Raw genomic sequence first — 16805 nt, forward strand, 5'->3', positions numbered from 1 at the left:
TTTGCTCTGATCCGCCAACATTAGAAATCCGTTTTTCTGTCTTTTGTCACCCACGGCTGCGATATTCCCTGCCAACAGAACAGGATATCCTCCCATGACATCCGCATCGCTTGAAAACCGCGCCACAGCGCTCAACAGCCAACTGGAAAAACTCGATCTTTCCGGCCGGCTGGCGCTGATTGCTTCGCTTGACGGGAAGTCAGTTTTCACCACCAGCCTCGGCATCGAAGACCAGGTCATCACTGCCGCCATCGGCACCGGCAAGCACGGCATCGAGGTTTCGACGCTTGAAACCGGCCGCCTCTTCAACGAGACCGTGGCGCTGATCGACAAAACCGAAGAGACCTACGGCATCCTGATCAGGCGCTTCTATCCCGAACAGGACGATATCGACGCCTATGCCGCCAAGTATGGTGCGAACGGATTTTACGACAGCGTTGAAGCCAGGCATGCCTGTTGTGGCGCGCGCAAGCTGAAGCCTCTTGCGCGTGCACTCGAAGGGGCATCCTTCTGGATCACCGGCCTGCGCCGCGGCCAATCCGGCAACCGCGCGGAAACGCCGTTTGCCGAAGCCGACTCCGAACGGGGCCTGATCAAGATCAACGTACTGGCCGACTGGGACATCGAGACGATCCGTGCGCATGTTGCGGCAGAGGCGATCCCGGTCAATCCGCTGCACACCCGTGGTTACCCGTCGATCGGCTGCGAGCCCTGCACGCGCGCGATCAAGCCGGGCGAACCCGAGCGCGCCGGCCGCTGGTGGTGGGAGAATGACGAGAAGCGCGAATGCGGCCTCCATGTCGCAGACGCCGCCTCGGCGATCCCGCAAGCATCCTCGATCTCAAACAGCCCCGTTTCCAGCAGCATTGCGCGATAACCCGCGCAGGCTCGCACCACAGACACTCCCGGAGACTTGAAATGCCCAGTACTCTTCCGGAAACGGAACTGCACAATCCGCAGACAGCAAAGACCCCGCTCGACCCGCATTTGAAGGCGCTCGAGAACGAAGCGATCCACATCTTCCGTGAAGTGGCAGCCGAGTTCGACAAGCCGGTGATGCTCTATTCGATCGGCAAGGATAGTTCCGTCCTTCTTCATCTGGCGCGAAAAGCCTTTTATCCCGGCCGCGTGCCCTTCCCGCTGCTGCACGTCAATACGGGCTGGAAGTTCCCGGAAATGATCGATTTCCGTGACGCCGTTGCCAAGGAATATGATCTCGACCTGATCGAGCACAAGAACCCGCGCGGCGCGACAGAAAACATCACGCCGTTCAGCCACGGTTCGGCGCTCTATACCGACATCATGAAAACGGAAGCGCTGCGTCAGGCACTGGATGCCGGTGGATATGATGCAGCCTTTGGCGGCGCCCGCCGTGACGAGGAAGCCAGCCGCGCCAAGGAACGCATCTATTCCTTCCGCACGCCGGACCACCGCTGGGATCCGCGCAACCAGCGCCCGGAACTCTGGAACGTCTATAACGGCATGATCCGCAAGGGCGAAAGTGTGCGCGCCTTCCCGCTCTCCAACTGGACCGAAGTGGATATCTGGCGCTACATCCAGGCAGAAAACATTCCGCTTGTACCGCTCTACTACGCCAAGCCGCGCAAATACGTAGACCGCGACGGTATGCTGGTCTGGGCCGAGGATCCGCGCTTCGAGGCGCTGCCGGGCGAACAGATACAGGAAGGCATGCTGCGCTTCCGCACGCTCGGCTGCTGGCCGCTGACCGGCGGTATCCGCTCCACGGCCACCACCCTTGAAGAGGTCATTGCCGAACTGGAAATCGCCACGGTTTCCGAACGGCAGGGACGCGCCATCGACCGCGATCAGTCCGGCTCGATGGAAAAGAAGAAGCGTGAAGGATATTTTTGATGACCGTTTCCGCAATCGCACAAGCCGCCAGCGCTGACGTAACGACCGGCACGGTAACCGCCTTTCCGGCCACGGAGGCTACGCGCGCCGTCCGCGATACACGCCCGCTGCGGCTGATCACCTGCGGATCGGTCGATGATGGCAAGTCGACGCTGATCGGCCGCCTGCTCTGGGACACAAAGGCTGTCAAGGAAGACCAGGCGGCAACGCTGCGCCGTGACAGTGGCAAGCAGAACGATCTCGGCCTGCCCGATTTCGCGCTGCTGCTTGACGGTCTGCAGGCGGAGCGCGAACAGGGCATCACCATCGATGTCGCCTATCGCTATTTCGCCACCGACAAGCGCTCCTTCATCGTCGCCGATACGCCCGGCCATGAGCAATATACCCGCAACATGGCAACCGGCGCCTCGACTGCCGATCTCGCCGTGCTGCTCGTTGATGCCCGCACCGGCCTGCTCGAACAGACCCGCCGCCATGCGACGATTGCCTCGCTGATGGGCATCAAGCAGTTCGTGCTGGCCGTCAACAAGTTCGACCTCGTCGGTTATGACCGCGCCCGTTTCGAGCAGATCACCCACGAATTCCGCGAGCTTGCCTTGTCGCTCGGCGTGCGCCAGATCACCGCCATCCCGATGTCGGCGCTGAAGGGCGAAAACGTCGTCTATGACGGCAAGGCGTCGATGCCCTGGTATGACGGCCAGACGCTGGTCGAGGTGCTGGAGCTGGCAACGGTCCGCTCCGCCCAGACCGTCGGCTTCCGCCTGCCGGTGCAGCGCGTTTCGCGTCCTGGCGAGAGTTTCCGCGGCTATCAGGGCACCGTTGCCGGTGGCTCGGTCAAGCCCGGCGATTCCGTCATCATTCTGCCGTCCGGCATGGTTGCCAACGTCACCAAGATCATCACCTTCGATCTCGTGCGCAACGCAGCCGTTGCCGGTGATGCGATCACGCTGGTGCTCGATCGCCAGGTCGATGTCGCCCGCGGCGACATGATCGTCTCGATCGACAGCCAGCCGCAGGTCGGCCTCGACTTCGATGCCCAGATCGTTGCCCTGCAGGCCGAAGGCATTCAGCCGGGCCGGCGTTATTGGTTGAAGAGCGGCTCGCGGCGCCAGCGCGTTACTGCAAACCCCTACAGCCAGCTGGACCTCCAGACCGGCAGCTGGAACCAGCGGACGGGCGTACTGCCGATGAACGGCATCGGTAAGGTCCACCTCTCCTTCGATGAGAACGCCGTTTTTGACGCCTATGAACAGAACCGCACAACAGGCGCCTTCATCCTGATCGATCCGGATACCAACAACACGGTTGCCGGCGGCATGATCACCGCCAAGCGCTCGTCGCTGACCGATCTGCGTTCGGACGAGGCCCGCGTGATCCTCTCTCTGCCGGCTGACCTTGCCGAGCAACTGATGGCGACGGAACTGTTTTCGCGCCGCCGCGACGAAACCGACCTGCGCCGCATGACTGCCGGCGAAGCATCGCAAATCTTCAAGGATGCCGCCGTCGACATCTGACATGGCTTAGCCCGGCAAGCGCCACCTCCGAAAGACCGGAGGTGGCGCTTGTTGTCATGTCATTGAAAATGTCCGGCATACTCATGCGCCTGGCGGCGCGTGAACCGATCCCGGTCCGCCGCAATCAGGCCGCGTTGGCGGTAACGATGGCCTTCAACCGCTCCAGATCCACCACTTTCAGCGCATCCGGTTCCATGTCCCGCAAGGGCTTGAACCATGCGGCCGCCTCGCTCAACGCTCCCGCATAGGGAGGCGGATAACCACCGAGACCCAGCACCCATTCGCGCACAGTTTCACGCTCCATGCGGCCTGCCTTGTAGCGGTCGTGGATGCTGGCCGCGGAAGCGATCAGGTCGTCAATCTTTTTCAAATCAAGCCCTTAGCGTAGGAGCAATGCGGTCCCGTACATGCCGGCCGCAAAGACCGTGTGCGAGACGAAATTGAGGAAACGCACCTTATTGGCGTTTGGCAGCTTGGAGGCGGCCCAGCCGATGCCCAGGCCCGGCTGCAGCAGGAACCAGCCGGCACCGATGGTGACGATACCAACGATCCAGGCAGGCAGGAATGTCGGTGCAGCAAGCCATGCAGAGCCGGTGACGGCGACGAGCAGGATGCCGTAGGCAATGCCGACAGCATAATGGCTGATCCAGCCAAGCGCCTGCTCGTGGGCATAGGGCTCCGCCTTGCCGATATCGTCATGAAAAACCTTACCGGTGCGCAAATGCCAGAACCATCGCCCGACCGGCGCCCAGTTCGGCTTGCTCTGGCCAGCCAGCAACCACAACAGGACCGCCCAGAGATCCATCAGCACGGTTCCGCCCACGCCGATTGCCACGCTGCGCCAGAAAATATCGAACATGAAGTGAAAATCCTGTTGACCGGAGTGCGGCGCGACGCAGCCGTTTTCTTATAGTTCAGGCCGGTTTTTGTGGTCAAGCACCACCGCCGGTGAAGTCAGCGGCGGTTTCAGCGCTTGGCTTCCAGCTCGAGAAAGCTAGCGGGTTTCTTCTGACGCACGATCACCTCGTAATCGCCGGCGGGATAATCATCGATGACGACATCTTCAATGGTAATCGTCATCTCGCTGTACTCGCCGGTCTCGAGGTGGATGCCCGCCACATGTTCGGCGAGCCTGTTGGCATAGGCCTCGATATCGCTGGGGATGAGATGTGCCGGTGTGAAGTGAGGTATATTCATTCCAGTATCCCGAAAGGGGCCGCCGGGCTGGCCGGTTTTCAAGGCAATGATAGACCGGAGAATCACTGTGTTGCAAATGGGATTTGAGCAGCAGGCAGCCTCAAATCAGCCTTCCCGGGTCAATCGGCCGGGCCGCCACGGCTCCGGCTGACGGTTAGGTTCCGGCGGGTAGCTGCAGGTTTGCCATCGCCCGCTCTCCAGCGGCATTTTTGCAAACAGCAGGTCCAGCACCGCTATATAGAGATGGCAGTTTCAAAAAATTCAGCGCTTCAGGGAAATAGAGCTGGTCGGAGTGAGAGGATTCGAACCTCCGACCCCGTCGTCCCGAACGACGTGCGCTACCAGGCTGCGCTACACTCCGTGACCAGCGGCGCCTCTATAGAACAGCATTTTCCTTTCCACAAGGCGCAAATTTGAAAAATCCGCATGTAGCTTGAAAACAATAGGATAAGTCCCGCCACACCACCGGAAAAGCCTGCAGCCAAGCTGCTCAGCCAGGCCAGAAACGGCGCTAAAAATTGCAGCCGACAGCGGGTTTTTCCCACCAAACTGTTCCCTTGCTGGGGCCTTTCGGCAACGCTTGCAAATTTATGCGTACAGCCGCGTTTATAAGCCGTTGCGGAGATTTTCTTTCAATCGGTTTAGCGCTAGAGGCTGGGGCGACAAGCCTTGGCTGCCAGCGCTTTGCGCCGCCGGGGCGGGCGATCTTTCAGAACGAAAACCAAAGGGACGTGACCAGATGAATTTCCGCTTGATGACCGTGGCCGGCCTTGCGCTGGCGCTTGCCGGCTGCACCACCGTGGGCCCGGCCCGCAATGCCGTCGAGGCCCGCTGGAAGGGACAGCCCGCTGGCGTCTTCTTCGCCGCGTTTGGCCCGCCACAGTCGGACGTTTCCAGCGGTGACATGACCGTCTATTCCTGGAAGGGCGGCTACAAGAAGCGGACGATCCCGGCGCAGTACGCCGAAGGTGAAAACGGCAAGAAGGGCAAGAAGATCGCCTCCGCCCGCACCGAATTCCTGTCCTGCTCTGTCCAGCTCAACGTCTCGTCCGACTACGTCATCCGCTCGATCACGGTGCTCGGCGATGTCAAAAAGTCTTCCGGTCCGAGCTGGTGCGAGGAGTTTCTGGCTGGCGATCAGGCGAAGTAAGGTTTTTGGGCACAGATGTGCTGATGTGAATGGACCCGCCGGTTTTCACCGGCGGGTCTTGTTTATGGCGTTTGCTCAGGTGGTGCTGTTGTCTTCGACGGGCGCACCGGGGCCATTTTTCTTGATGGAATCGATGGCATTCTGAGCGCTCGACTTGCTGGAATAGCCTTCCGTCGAGAACATCACTTCGTTGTTGTATTTGAAGCGAACCCGGAATTCGCCAGCCTTGTCTTTGTAGATTTCAAACTTGTGAGCCATCAGCTCCCCCTCTTGTCAGCGTGAATCAAGCCTCTTCAACGTGGCAGTTGCTGCCGGCGTTGGCAAGTTTGCCCCTGATGTAAAGCGACTAGCCAGCTGGTGAAAATCGGTGGGGAGTTCTTTTTGGGCCGCCAGACCGACGCGCAATCTTCTGCAACGTTTCGGAGGATCGGATCATAAGCCGCCCAATGTCATGCAGACGACCCACAAAGCCGCCTACCGAGGGACTTTTGAGGTGATCAACTGAACATGACGAGAAATGAAGTGGCTGGGGCGCCTGGATTCGAACCAGGGGTGCCGGTACCAAAAACCAGTGCCTTACCGCTTGGCTACGCCCCACCATTTGGCGCGAACAGATTGCCCTGCCAAATCGAGTGCCGGTTTAGCAAAGCCGAACGCATGCGACAATGTCTAAGTTTGGGTTTTGCGCGGATTTTTCAAGGGGGCGATTTTGAGAAGGCTGCGGGCGGGCGCGGCATGCGTAACGGCCCTTCATCCGGCCTGTCGGCCACCTTCTCCCCGCAGGCGGGGCGAAGGGAGATGCGGCAACCTCTGTTGTCCCCTCTCCCCGCGTGCGGGGAGAAGGTTAGGGTGAGGGGCAATGGCGCGGGGACAATCGCTTGTAGCGCCAGCACTCAAAAGACATCAGCCAGTATTGGAAATACATTTCTGTCATCGGCATTCTAGGCTAGGGTCTCCACCCAAACCCGGAGACTTCCATGAGCATTTTTCGTGCCCGCCCGCCCGCCAAACCCACTGTTCTTCTCGATGATGATGTAGTGAGAATCACCCGCTGGGATTTTGAGCCGGGGGCCGATACCGGGCATCATGTGCATGGCATGGGCTATGTGGTCATCCCGATGACCGATTGCCAGTTTCTGCTGGAAGAGCCCGGCGGTGAGCGGCGGGTGGATATTGCCAAGGGGCAGGCCTACCGGCGCGAGGCCGGCGTCGAGCACAATGTCGTCAATGCCGGCAAGGAATTCATGTCGTTCATCGAAGTCGAGTACAAGTGAAGAGACGGCGCGTGGACGGTCCAGATTTCGACCTTGACTTCAAGCCAGCCCATGGCGAAGCGGTGACAGTGGCGGACGGGGTGCAGCGCATCACCGTCAACAATCCCGGTCCCTTCACCTTCCATGGCACCAACAGCTATATCGTCGGCGATAAATCGGTTGCGGTGATCGATCCCGGGCCGGAGGACGAAGCGCATTTCCAGGCGCTGATGGCGGCGCTGAAAGGCCGCGAGGTCACGCATATTGCCGTCAGCCACACGCATCGCGACCACTCGCCGCTTGCCCGGCGGCTGAAGGTTGAGACCGGCGCGCTTGTTGTTGCCGAGGGGCCCCACCGGGCGGCACGGCTGCTGCATGCCGGCGAGATCAACCCGTTTGCCGAAAGCTCGGACAAGGATTTTTCGCCCGATATCGCGCTTGCCGATGGCGACCGGGTCGAGGGCGATGGCTGGTCGCTGACCACGCTTTTAACGCCCGGCCATACCGCCAACCACGCGGCATTTGCGCTTGGCAGTCCGAACGAGACCGGCATCGTCTTTTCCGCCGATCATGTGATGGCCTGGGCAACCTCGATCGTCGCGCCGCCGGATGGGTCGATGACCGATTACATGGCCTCGCTGGAAAAGCTGCTTTCCCGCGACGATCGGCTCTACCTGCCCGGCCATGGCGGCCCGGTCAACGCGCCTGCTGCGTTCCTGCGCGGCCTGCGCGCCCACCGGCGGATGCGCGAGCGCGCCGTACTGGAGCGGGTGCGGGCCGGTGACACGTTCATCCCCGACATGGTGAAGGTGATCTATGCGACTACCGATCCGCGCTTGCATGGCGCCGCGGCGCTGTCGGTGTTTGCTCATCTGGAGGACCTTTTGGAGCGCGGCCAGGTCGAGACCGATGGAGCCCCCTCGCTCACCGGCGCCTTTCGCCTGGCGCCCGGCGGGGCAAGCTGATGCAGTTGAGATCAGCCTATAGTTACCGCAGCGATCCGGCGGTGCCTGCCTTTGCCGACGACCATCCCATCATCGTCTTTGATGGCGCATGCATCTTCTGCTCCGGCTGGGTGAATTTCGTCCTGCGCCACGACAAGCAGGGCCGCTACCATTTCATCACGGCGCAATCGCCCCTTGGCGAAGCGCTCTACCGTCACTATAGCCTCGACAGCCGCGACTATGAGACCAATATCCTGATCGAGAATGGCATCGCCTATCTGAGATCGGAGGGGTCGCTGCGCATGGCGGCCGGGCTCGGCCTTCCCTGGAACCTTGCAAACGTCTTCCGCGCGCTGCCGAGACGCGTCCGCGATCCACTCTATGAACTTGTGGCGCGCAATCGCTACCGGATCGCCGGCCGCCGCAACAGCTGCTTCGTCCCGGCGCCAGAACATCGCGCCCGGTTCCTTGCATGAGCGTCGAACGGCTACGCATCCTGATCCTTGGCGGTTATGGCACGTTTGGTGGCAGGCTGGTGCGGCTCCTGGCCGACGAACCGCGCCTGACGCTGCTGGTGGCCGGACGATCACATGACAAGGCGCGGGCCTTTGTTGACGGCATCTCGGCCAAGGCCGTGCTTGAGCCTGTCGCGATGGACCGCAACGGCGATGTGGACGCCGTGCTCACTGGATTGAAACCGGATCTGGTGGTCGATGCCTCCGGGCCATTTCAGGATACTGGACCTGATCCCTACCGGCTGGTCAAGGCCTGCATCGCGCATGGCATCTGCTATCTCGATCTAGCCGATGCGACCGCGTTCGTGGCGGGCCTGTCCAGCCTCAACGGCATGGCTGTGGATCGCGATGTGTTTGCCCTTTCCGGCTGCAGCAGTTTTCCCGCGCTTTCCTTTGCGGCGCTCAATGCGTTGAAACCGGAATTTGCCGGCATCACCACGGTGACATCCGGTATCGCTCCCTCGCCCAAAGTCCGCATGGGCCTCAACGTCGTCAAGGCCGTGTCGAGCTATGCCGGCAAGCCGGTGGCGCGTCTGCACAACGGCAAGCAGACAGTTGGTTACGGTTTGATGGATTGCGTCCGCCGTACGATCGCGCCACCGGGTGGCATTTCGTTGAACAGCCGAAGGTTCGCGCTTGCCGATGCGCCGGATCTGGCGCTGCTACCAGGCACTCTACCCGGCCTCCAATCCACCTTCACGGGCGCTGGAACCGAACCGCAAATCCTGCAACGCCTGCTGGGCGTTGGCGGCTGGCTGGTGCGGCTGCGGCTGCTTGCGTCCCTTTCACCGTTTGCTGCGCTGTTTCACTGGGCGTCGCATCGCTTCGCCTTCGGCGAACATCGCGGCGGCATGTTCGTCGCCGTCACCGGCTGGACCGGAGATGGCAAGCCGCATGCGAAATCCTGGCATCTGGTGGCTGAGGGAGACGACGGCCCCTTCATCCCGGCAATGGCAGCAGAGGCAATCGTTCGCGGCTGGCTTGCGGGACGCAAACCAAGGCTTGGCGCTCGTCCGGCTGCGGGCGAACTGACACTTGCCGATTTCGAGCCGCTGTTTGACCGTTTCGCCATCCGCACCGGCATCCGTGACGACAGTCTTTGTGCACCAAACACACCGCTCTATCGGCACATGCTGGCAAGCGCGTGGGAGAGCCTATCGCCCGCCGTTGCCACCATGCATGACAGTACCATCTCGCGGACCGTTGAAGGACGGGCCAAAATCGAGCGAGGCACCGGCCTTCTGGCCCGGATGACGGCCGCCATCATCGGCTTTCCCGCGGACAGTCCCGACGTGCCGGTCACGGTCCGTTTCGCATGCGGCGATGGCCGCGAGACCTGGGTCCGCACCTTCGGCACACAATCCTTCCACAGCGTGCAATCCGCCATCGCCGGTCCCGATGCCGGCCTGCTGGCCGAGGATTTCGGGCCGTTTCGCGTGCTGATCGCTCTGCTGCCGGATCAGGGACGCTTGCGGCTGGTGATCCGCGGCTGGCGTTTTTTCGGTCTGCCTCTGCCCTTGTTTCTGGCGCCCCGCGGCGAGACATTCGAGGAAGAAGTAAACGGCATCTTCCGGTTTCATGTCGAGATCACCAGTCCGCTGACCGGGCTGATCGTCCGTTATACCGGCTGGCTTCGTCCAAGGGCCGGTTGAACCGTTCGGCGCTGCCGTCGCCACGGAACGGCTTGCGGCCAATGTCGTATTGCAGGGTGAGGAGCAGAATGACGTCCATCCAGAGTTTGAGGATCGCGCCCATCGCATCGTCCTTCCAAAACTATCGATGCGCCAAGGATGCGCCCCTTGCCCATGGCTGACAAACGAGCTTATTGTCGTCTTCGGATGACTTGAGGTTATGCGATGAAACGCGGACGTTTACCCTTGACCGCCCTGCGCAGTTTTGAAGCGGCTGGAAGGCTCGAGAGTTTTACACTGGCCGCCGAAGAACTGTTCGTCTCGCAAGCCGCGATCAGCCGGCAGGTACGCGAGCTGGAAGCGCTCCTGGGGACAGCGCTGTTTACGCGGCATCACCGCAAGGTGCGTCTGAGCGCAGCAGGGTCGAGACTGCTTGAAACACTGGCCACCGCCTTCGATACGATCGATGCCCGGCTTGAGGAAGTGCGGGCGGCCAAACCCGCGACGCTTTTGACGGTCAATGCCGAACCCGGCTTTGCCGGTTGCTGGCTCGTGCCGCATCTGCAACGTTTTCGCGAAGAGCACCCGCAAATCGACGTATCCGTGGAATCCGAAGCTAGACTTGTCGATTTTCGCGGCGATGTGGCGGAGCTTGCCATCCGCCATAGCGCAAAGGCAAGCAGCTGGCCTCGCACCCAGGCCCTCCATCTCTGCGACGTCGCCATGGTTCCGGCCCTGTCGCCGGCGATCATCAGGGATGAGGCTCCCCTTGAGATGCCGGAAGACCTGCTCTCCTACACTCTGCTGCATGAAGAAAATCGCGACGTCTGGGCGCGCTGGTTTGCAGCAGCCGGGCTCGCGCCGGGTGCCGAGATTATGCGCGGGCCGATCTTCACCGATGGCGCACTGGCATTGCAGGCCCTGCTGCGCGGCCATGGCGTCGCACTTGTCGATGCAGTCCTTTCTCGTGACGACCTCGACGCCGGGCGTTTTATCCAGCCATTCGACCTGAAAGTCCCGCATGGCGCCTATTTCCTGGTGGCACGCGACTTCAATCAGTTATCACCGCAAGCCTTGGCCTTTGTTACCTGGATCACCGGTTGCTTTGCAGGCTTATCCGGCTGAAGGCTCAGGATCAATCGCCCGCGATCCCCAGCAATTCGGCATCGAGCGCATGCAGGAACTGGTCGGCAAAGGCGGCACCGAGGCCAAGATCATGGCCGCCATAACGCGAGGCGACCCGCATATCGACGAAGGTGGTTTCAGCCTCTTCGCGCAGCCTGATCAGCACGTCGAAGCGCAGGCCAACGATCAAAGTGCGCCATTCGCCCTGCAGCAAAATATCGGAGGAGCGCCGTCCCGGCGGCATCTCACCCGTGGCGATCTCGGGGCGCGACAGCGGGATCGGCACGTCATCAGGATCGCTATCGGCCGGGGCAGCGTCGGCCGGCTTGACGGCCATGTCTTCCAGATCGGCTTCGGCATTTTCGACGCCCGCCTGCGCAACGATGGTAATGCCGGTCTGTTCCGCAACGGTCTTTACCCCCTGAAACACGCGGTCAAGCGCACCGTCGTAACGGCGGCCGGTCAGCGCCGGATAGGCAAGAACCTGCGCTTCGCGATCCGCCGGCGTCACCTCGGCCGCGCGCTTCAGCCAGCCCCGTTGTGCATTCGGGGTCTTGATCCAGGGCGGCGGCGTGACCGTATCGGTGCTGACATCGTAGATCGCAGGCTTGGAAAAATATTCGCCGATCACAAAGCCTGCGGCCGCGATCGGAACGGCCGCATAGACCAGCGCCACGAACGAGGCGACGCCGCCCATGGCTGCGACCTGCCAGAACCGGACGAAACCGGCAATTGCAAGCACCACTGCAAGCGCCGCCAGACCTGCCGACAGAACCACCAGCACCACGAAATGCGGGGTGACCAGCGGGCCGAAGCGATGCGCCAGCAAGGCCCCGATAAAGAGACCGAAGGCAAAGCGGGCGATCCGGCGCGCCCAACGGGCTGCAACGGATGTAGGGCGCTCATACTTGATCATCATCTGGCAGAATCAATCCCTTGGCCTGACACGGCAACACATCTCCTGTTTAGAGCATGATGACGAAAGCTGTGAAGTGGTTTTCGCCGGGACGAGGATGGAGGCGCGGATGGCGGGCGAACATCTACACTTCCTAACATGCCGCAAATTTGCCATTCTCCTTGATCATGTCTTAATGATGGGGATCAGCCGTGTTTCCCGGTTCATGCGGCGTAGGACCGGTTTGCACACACATCGGAATTTCCAGGTGCACGGGAAGAGATGTCTTTCTTGTGGCTTGAAAGGAGAGTGAGCATGCTATCATCCGAGATGGCCACATCGGCCACCCAGACCTTAATTCCGGCGCCCGACGCCAACCTGACCATCGAACTGCTTGAACTCGAACTCTCGCTGGACGGTTTCACCGCCGGCCCGGACGGCTTTTCCGCCCATGTCCGCGCCGCCGCTGCAGCCATCGACGGCGCCCTGCTGTTCGAATTGCCCGCCTCCGGGCTGGTGGCCGATTGTGATCGCATCGCGGTCCTGCGCATTCCCAAGGATGGCAGCGCTGTCATGGCAACGATCTTCGCCTGCCTGGAAACCGGTGGCAACACGATCCGCCTCGAAGCACCCGACGAAAGCACCGCGGACCTCAAGAATTTTGCCGAAGCCTTTGTGGATGTGCTGCAACGTATCTGATAGACAGAGTGAGATCTGCAATCGTTTCAAGGTCTCAGCATGTCCATCGGGAAGATTCTGTCGCTTGTCGCGCTCGGCGCAATCCTTGGCGGTTGCACCACACTGACGCCGCAAGAACGCCGCGCCGCAGACGAAAAAACCTGCTTGTCCTACGGCTTCCGCCGCGGCACTGATGCGCTCGCCACCTGCCTGCAACGCATCGACCTCGACCGCCGTGCCGAGTCGCGCTCATTGCGCTATGGCAACGACCCGATGATGTGGGGCTGGAACCGCCCGGTTATCGTCCGGTAATCGCGTAGCACCTTCACTTTCCGCAAGGAAATTTCCGATTCGGCGCGAAATGGCGCTGACTTTTGCTTTGGCAACGGCAATTGCCGCCTATGATGGCGCGTCAACGATCGGGAGATTTCTCATGAAAGCCGTGCTGAAAGTACTCTGCGCCCTCTTCCTCTTCGCCGCCGCGCCGGCAGTGGCCGCTGAACGGTGGCAGCAACTGCCTGCCCCCGCCCCGATGTCGAAGGCGGATAAAACCGGCACGGCGCCGGTCAACGGCATCGACATGTACTACGCCGTCTACGGCTCCGGCCCGCCGGTGCTGCTCATCCACGGCGGCCTCGGCTATGCCGACATCTGGGGCGCACAGATTGCCGATCTTTCCAAGGATCATACCGTCATCGTTGCCGAAAGCCGCGGGCATGGGCGCTCGACCCGCAATGCCGATCCCTATAGCTACGACCTGATGTCTTCGGATTATCTGGCGCTGCTTGATTACCTGAAGATCGGCAAGACGGCGATTGTCGGCTGGAGCGATGGCGGCATTATCGGCCTCGATATCGCCATCCATCACCCGGAACGGCTGACCAAACTGTTTGCTCAGGCCGCCAATTCCAAGATCGACGGCGTCATCCCGACCGTGATGGAAAACAAGACCTTCGCCACCTACATCGAAAAGGCCGGCGAGGTCTACAAGAAGATTTCGCCGACACCGGCCGAATATGACGCTTTCGTCACCCAGATCAGCAACATGTGGGCAAGCCAGCCCAACTGGAGCGACGACGACCTGAAGAAGATCACGACGCCGACCACCATCGTTCTCGGCGACCACGACGAGGCGATCAGCCGGGAGCATACGGATTACCTGGCAAAAACCATCCCCGGCGCCGAACTGATCATCCTCAAGGACGCCAGCCATTTCGCCATGCTGCAGGACCCGGAAGGGTACAACAAGGCGGTGCGGGATTTCATCGACCGGTAGGAAACGAACTGTCCGGCGAGCCCCCGCTTGCCGGACAGTTTAAACCGTAGCACTCACCCCTTGCCATTGATCGCCGCCTGGGCGGCTGCCAGTCTTGCGATCGGCACGCGGAAGGGCGAACAGGAGACATAGTCGAGGCCAGCGTCCTCGCAGAAACGGATAGAGGCCGGGTCGCCGCCGTGCTCGCCGCAGATACCGAGTTTCAAGCCGTTCTTGGTGCGGCGGCCGCGTTCAGCGGCAATCTGGATCAGTTCACCGACCCCATCGAAATCGAGCGAGACGAACGGATCTTTCTCGACAATGCCCTTCTGGATGTAGGTATTGAGGAATTGGGCCGCATCGTCACGCGAAATGCCGAATGTGGTCTGCGTCAAGTCGTTGGTCCCGAAGGAAAAGAAGTCGGCGCTTTCGGCGATGACATGGGCGCGAAGGGCTGCACGCGGCAACTCGATCATCGTACCGACAAGATATTCGATCTCGATACCGGACTCGCCAATAACCTCCCTGGCCACCGCATCGATGCAGGCCTTGACGTAGTCCAACTCGGATTTCAGCCCGACCAGCGGTACCATGATTTCCGGCACGACGGGCGCGCCGGTTTCGCGGGCAGCCTCAACCGCCGCCTCGAAAATCGCACGGGCCTGCATCTCCGCGATCTCCGGATGGGAAATCGCCAGACGGCAGCCGCGATGGCCGAGCATCGGGTTGAACTCGTGCAGCGCATCGACGCGCTGGCGCAGTTCGGCCGGGTCCATGCCGAGAACGGCCGAAACATCGGCGATCTCCTCGTCGGTCTTCGGCAGGAACTCGTGCAGCGGCGGATCGAGCAGGCGGATGGTGACCGGCAGGCCGTGCATGATCGAGAACAGTTCGGTGAAGTCGGAGCGCTGCATCGGCAAAAGCTTGGCGAGCGACACCCGCCGCCCCGCCTCGTCTGCAGCCAGGATCATTTCGCGCATGACATTGATGCGCTCACCCTCGAAGAACATATGCTCGGTACGGCAGAGCCCGATCCCCTCGGCACCGAAGGAGCGGGCAGCGCGGGCATCGGCCGGGGTTTCGGCATTGGTGCGCACCGTCATGCGGCGGCTGGCATCGGCCCAGGCCATGATCTTGCCGAAGTCGCCGGACAGTTCCGGCTGCAGCATAGGGATTTCGCCCTTCAATACCTGGCCGGAGGAGCCGTCAATGGTGATCACCTCACCCTTGGCGAGCGTCATGCCAGCGGCGATCAAAAGTTCGTTGCGGGTATCGACGCGCAGGTTCCCGGCACCGGAGACGCAAGGAATGCCCATGCCGCGCGCGACCACCGCCGCATGGCTGGTCATGCCGCCGCGGCAGGTCAGAATGCCTTCAGCCGCATGCATGCCGTGAATGTCTTCCGGGCTGGTTTCGACGCGGACCAGAATGACCTTGCGGCCTTCCTTGTTGGCCAGCACCGCCTCTTCGGAGGTGAAGACGATCTCACCCGTCGCGGCACCCGGCGAAGCCGGCAGACCGGAACCGATGATATCGCGGCGGGCGCGCGGGTCGATGGTCGGATGCAGCAATTGATCGAGCGAGGCGGGATCGATGCGGGCAACCGCCTGGTCCTGCGTGATCGTGCGGGCTTCGGCCATATCGACTGCGATCCTCAGCGCCGCCTTGGCGGTGCGTTTGCCGGAGCGGGTCTGCAGCATCCAGAGTTTGCCGCGCTCGATGGTGAATTCGAGGTCCTGCATGTCGCGGTAATGGCCTTCCAGCCGGTTGCAGATCGCCTGGAATTCCTCGAACGCTTCCGGCATCAGCTTTTCCAGCGACGGCTTGTCGGAACCCGAAGCGATGCGGGCGGCCTCCGTGATGTTTTGCGGCGTGCGGATGCCGGCGACGACATCCTCGCCTTGCGCATTGACGAGGAATTCGCCGTAAAGTTCGTTTTCGCCGGTCGAGGGATTGCGGGTGAAGGCAACGCCGGTCGCGGACGTATTGCCGAGATTGCCGAACACCATCGCCTGGACATTGACGGCGGTACCCCAGGCGGCGGGTATGTTGTGCAGATGCCGGTAGGTGATGGCGCGTGGGTTCATCCAGCTGGAAAAGACAGCACCGATCGCCCCCCAGAGCTGAACCTCGGGATCCTGCGGAAAGGCCTCGCCGAGTTCCTCCTCGATCACCCGCTTGTAGTGCGCGATGATGTGCTGCCATTCGACGGCGGAAATCTCGGTATCCTGCTCATGCCCGAGACGGCCTTTTTCGTCTTCAAGGATTTCCTCGAAGACCTCGTGGTCGAGCCCCATGACAACATCGGCATACATCTGGATGAAACGGCGATAACTGTCCCAGGCAAACCGGGCATCGCCCGCATCATGGCCGAGCGCCTGTACCGTTGCGTCATTGAGACCGAGATTGAGCACGGTATCCATCATGCCCGGCATCGAGGCGCGGGCGCCGGAGCGGACCGACAGCAGCAGAGGACGCTCGATATCGCCGAACACGCGCCCGGTGATCGCCTGCATCCTCTCAAGACCGGCCGAGACCTGTGTCTTCAACTCTTCGGGAATAATGCGGCCATCGGCATAATATTTGCCGCAGGCCTCGGTGATGATCGTCAGGCCGGGTGGCACCGGCAGGCCGAGATTGCACATCTCTGCCAGATTGGCGCCCTTGCCCCCTAACAGATCACGATCGCCCACATTTCCTTCGGCTTCTCCCCCACCGAAGGTATAAACCCACTTTGTCATGCCATTTCTCCACCCATACGGCTCCCACCGGAGGC

General features: G+C 61.3%; 18 protein-coding genes and 2 tRNA genes. 12 read left to right on the forward strand and 8 right to left on the reverse strand.

The window, feature by feature from the left end; translation table 11 throughout:
* The first annotated feature begins 94 nt into the window (after window positions 1-94).
* The 3 genes from ASC96_RS14640 to cysN are packed head-to-tail and all read left to right on the forward strand — an operon-like array spanning window position 95 to window position 3386.
* Window positions 95-877 carry a phosphoadenylyl-sulfate reductase gene (locus ASC96_RS14640; protein WP_060503773.1) on the forward strand — a complete coding sequence of 261 codons (783 nt, stop codon included), beginning with the start codon at window positions 95-97 and terminating at the stop codon, window positions 875-877.
* A 41-nt stretch (window positions 878-918) separates the two neighbouring features.
* Window positions 919-1872: a sulfate adenylyltransferase subunit CysD gene (gene cysD / locus ASC96_RS14645; RefSeq protein ID WP_060503774.1), complete on the forward strand. Its 954-nt coding sequence runs from the start codon at window positions 919-921 to the stop codon at window positions 1870-1872.
* Window positions 1873-1886: 14 nt separating this feature from the next.
* The gene (gene cysN, locus ASC96_RS14650) at window positions 1887-3386 is read left to right on the forward strand and encodes a sulfate adenylyltransferase subunit CysN (RefSeq protein ID WP_200954876.1); all 1500 of its coding nucleotides are present in this window, start codon (window positions 1887-1889) and stop codon (window positions 3384-3386) included.
* A 124-nt stretch (window positions 3387-3510) separates the two neighbouring features.
* Here cysN and ASC96_RS14655 read toward each other — a convergent pair whose 3' ends face one another.
* The 4 genes from ASC96_RS14655 to ASC96_RS14670 form a co-directional block, all read right to left on the reverse strand.
* A complete protein-coding gene (locus ASC96_RS14655; protein WP_060503776.1) occupies window positions 3511-3756 on the reverse strand; it encodes a hypothetical protein in 246 nt (81 codons plus the stop codon).
* 9 nt (window positions 3757-3765) lie between these two features.
* On the reverse strand, window positions 3766-4245 hold the full coding sequence (locus tag ASC96_RS14660) for a DUF2938 domain-containing protein (RefSeq protein WP_060503777.1): 480 nt from the start codon (window positions 4243-4245) through the stop codon (window positions 3766-3768).
* 107 nt (window positions 4246-4352) lie between these two features.
* Window positions 4353-4583 carry a hypothetical protein gene (locus ASC96_RS14665; protein WP_060503778.1) on the reverse strand — a complete coding sequence of 77 codons (231 nt, stop codon included), beginning with the start codon at window positions 4581-4583 and terminating at the stop codon, window positions 4353-4355.
* A gap of 284 nt (window positions 4584-4867) precedes the next feature.
* A tRNA-Pro gene (locus ASC96_RS14670) sits at window positions 4868-4944 on the reverse strand.
* A gap of 378 nt (window positions 4945-5322) precedes the next feature.
* Here ASC96_RS14670 and ASC96_RS14675 point away from each other — a divergent pair.
* Window positions 5323-5733: a hypothetical protein gene (locus ASC96_RS14675; protein WP_060503779.1), complete on the forward strand. Its 411-nt coding sequence runs from the start codon at window positions 5323-5325 to the stop codon at window positions 5731-5733.
* Between the two features lie 75 nt (window positions 5734-5808).
* Here ASC96_RS14675 and ASC96_RS14680 read toward each other — a convergent pair whose 3' ends face one another.
* Together ASC96_RS14680 and ASC96_RS14685 are read right to left on the reverse strand one after the other, a co-directional pair.
* Window positions 5809-5991 carry a YegP family protein gene (locus ASC96_RS14680; protein ID WP_060503780.1) on the reverse strand — a complete coding sequence of 61 codons (183 nt, stop codon included), beginning with the start codon at window positions 5989-5991 and terminating at the stop codon, window positions 5809-5811.
* 265 nt (window positions 5992-6256) lie between these two features.
* Window positions 6257-6330, reverse strand: a tRNA-Gln gene (locus ASC96_RS14685).
* Between the two features lie 380 nt (window positions 6331-6710).
* On the opposite strand from ASC96_RS14685, the gene ASC96_RS14690 reads away from it, so the two are divergent.
* The 5 genes from ASC96_RS14690 (at window position 6711) to ASC96_RS14710 (ending at window position 11201) form a co-directional block, all read left to right on the forward strand.
* Window positions 6711-7007, forward strand: a complete 297-nt coding sequence (locus ASC96_RS14690) for a cupin domain-containing protein (RefSeq protein ID WP_060503781.1) — start codon at window positions 6711-6713, stop codon at window positions 7005-7007.
* A gap of 11 nt (window positions 7008-7018) precedes the next feature.
* Complete coding sequence (locus tag ASC96_RS14695; RefSeq protein ID WP_060503782.1) at window positions 7019-7951, forward strand: MBL fold metallo-hydrolase; 933 nt, start codon at window positions 7019-7021, stop codon at window positions 7949-7951.
* Window positions 7951-8406, forward strand: coding sequence for a thiol-disulfide oxidoreductase DCC family protein (locus ASC96_RS14700; protein WP_060503783.1), 456 nt, complete (start codon window positions 7951-7953; stop codon window positions 8404-8406). Before ASC96_RS14695 ends, ASC96_RS14700 begins: the two co-directional genes overlap by 1 nt.
* A complete protein-coding gene (locus ASC96_RS14705) occupies window positions 8403-10097 on the forward strand; it encodes a DUF4166 domain-containing protein (protein ID WP_060503784.1) in 1695 nt (564 codons plus the stop codon). Before ASC96_RS14700 ends, ASC96_RS14705 begins: the two co-directional genes overlap by 4 nt.
* 204 nt (window positions 10098-10301) lie before the next feature.
* Window positions 10302-11201 carry a LysR substrate-binding domain-containing protein gene (locus tag ASC96_RS14710; RefSeq protein ID WP_060503785.1) on the forward strand — a complete coding sequence of 300 codons (900 nt, stop codon included), beginning with the start codon at window positions 10302-10304 and terminating at the stop codon, window positions 11199-11201.
* Between the two features lie 10 nt (window positions 11202-11211).
* On the opposite strand, the gene ASC96_RS14715 is transcribed toward ASC96_RS14710, so the two are convergent.
* Window positions 11212-12120 (reverse strand): DUF1499 domain-containing protein, encoded by a 909-nt coding sequence (locus ASC96_RS14715; protein ID WP_060503786.1) that lies wholly within the window; start codon window positions 12118-12120, stop codon window positions 11212-11214.
* A 291-nt stretch (window positions 12121-12411) separates the two neighbouring features.
* On the opposite strand from ASC96_RS14715, the gene ASC96_RS14720 reads away from it, so the two are divergent.
* The 3 genes from ASC96_RS14720 to ASC96_RS14730 all read left to right on the forward strand — a co-directional run bounded on the left by ASC96_RS14720 (window position 12412) and on the right by ASC96_RS14730 (window position 14050).
* The gene (locus ASC96_RS14720; protein ID WP_060503787.1) at window positions 12412-12795 is read left to right on the forward strand and encodes a hypothetical protein; all 384 of its coding nucleotides are present in this window, start codon (window positions 12412-12414) and stop codon (window positions 12793-12795) included.
* 39 nt (window positions 12796-12834) lie between these two features.
* Window positions 12835-13086 (forward strand): hypothetical protein, encoded by a 252-nt coding sequence (locus ASC96_RS14725; protein ID WP_060503788.1) that lies wholly within the window; start codon window positions 12835-12837, stop codon window positions 13084-13086.
* 121 nt (window positions 13087-13207) lie between these two features.
* Window positions 13208-14050: an alpha/beta hydrolase gene (locus tag ASC96_RS14730; RefSeq protein ID WP_060503834.1), complete on the forward strand. Its 843-nt coding sequence runs from the start codon at window positions 13208-13210 to the stop codon at window positions 14048-14050.
* A gap of 53 nt (window positions 14051-14103) precedes the next feature.
* Here ASC96_RS14730 and ppdK read toward each other — a convergent pair whose 3' ends face one another.
* Window positions 14104-16770: a pyruvate, phosphate dikinase gene (gene ppdK / locus ASC96_RS14735; protein ID WP_060503789.1), complete on the reverse strand. Its 2667-nt coding sequence runs from the start codon at window positions 16768-16770 to the stop codon at window positions 14104-14106.
* Between the last annotated feature and the right edge of the window lie 35 nt (window positions 16771-16805).

The organism is Rhizobium sp. Root1204, from assembly GCF_001424965.1.
Lineage (GTDB): Bacteria > Pseudomonadota > Alphaproteobacteria > Rhizobiales > Rhizobiaceae > Pararhizobium.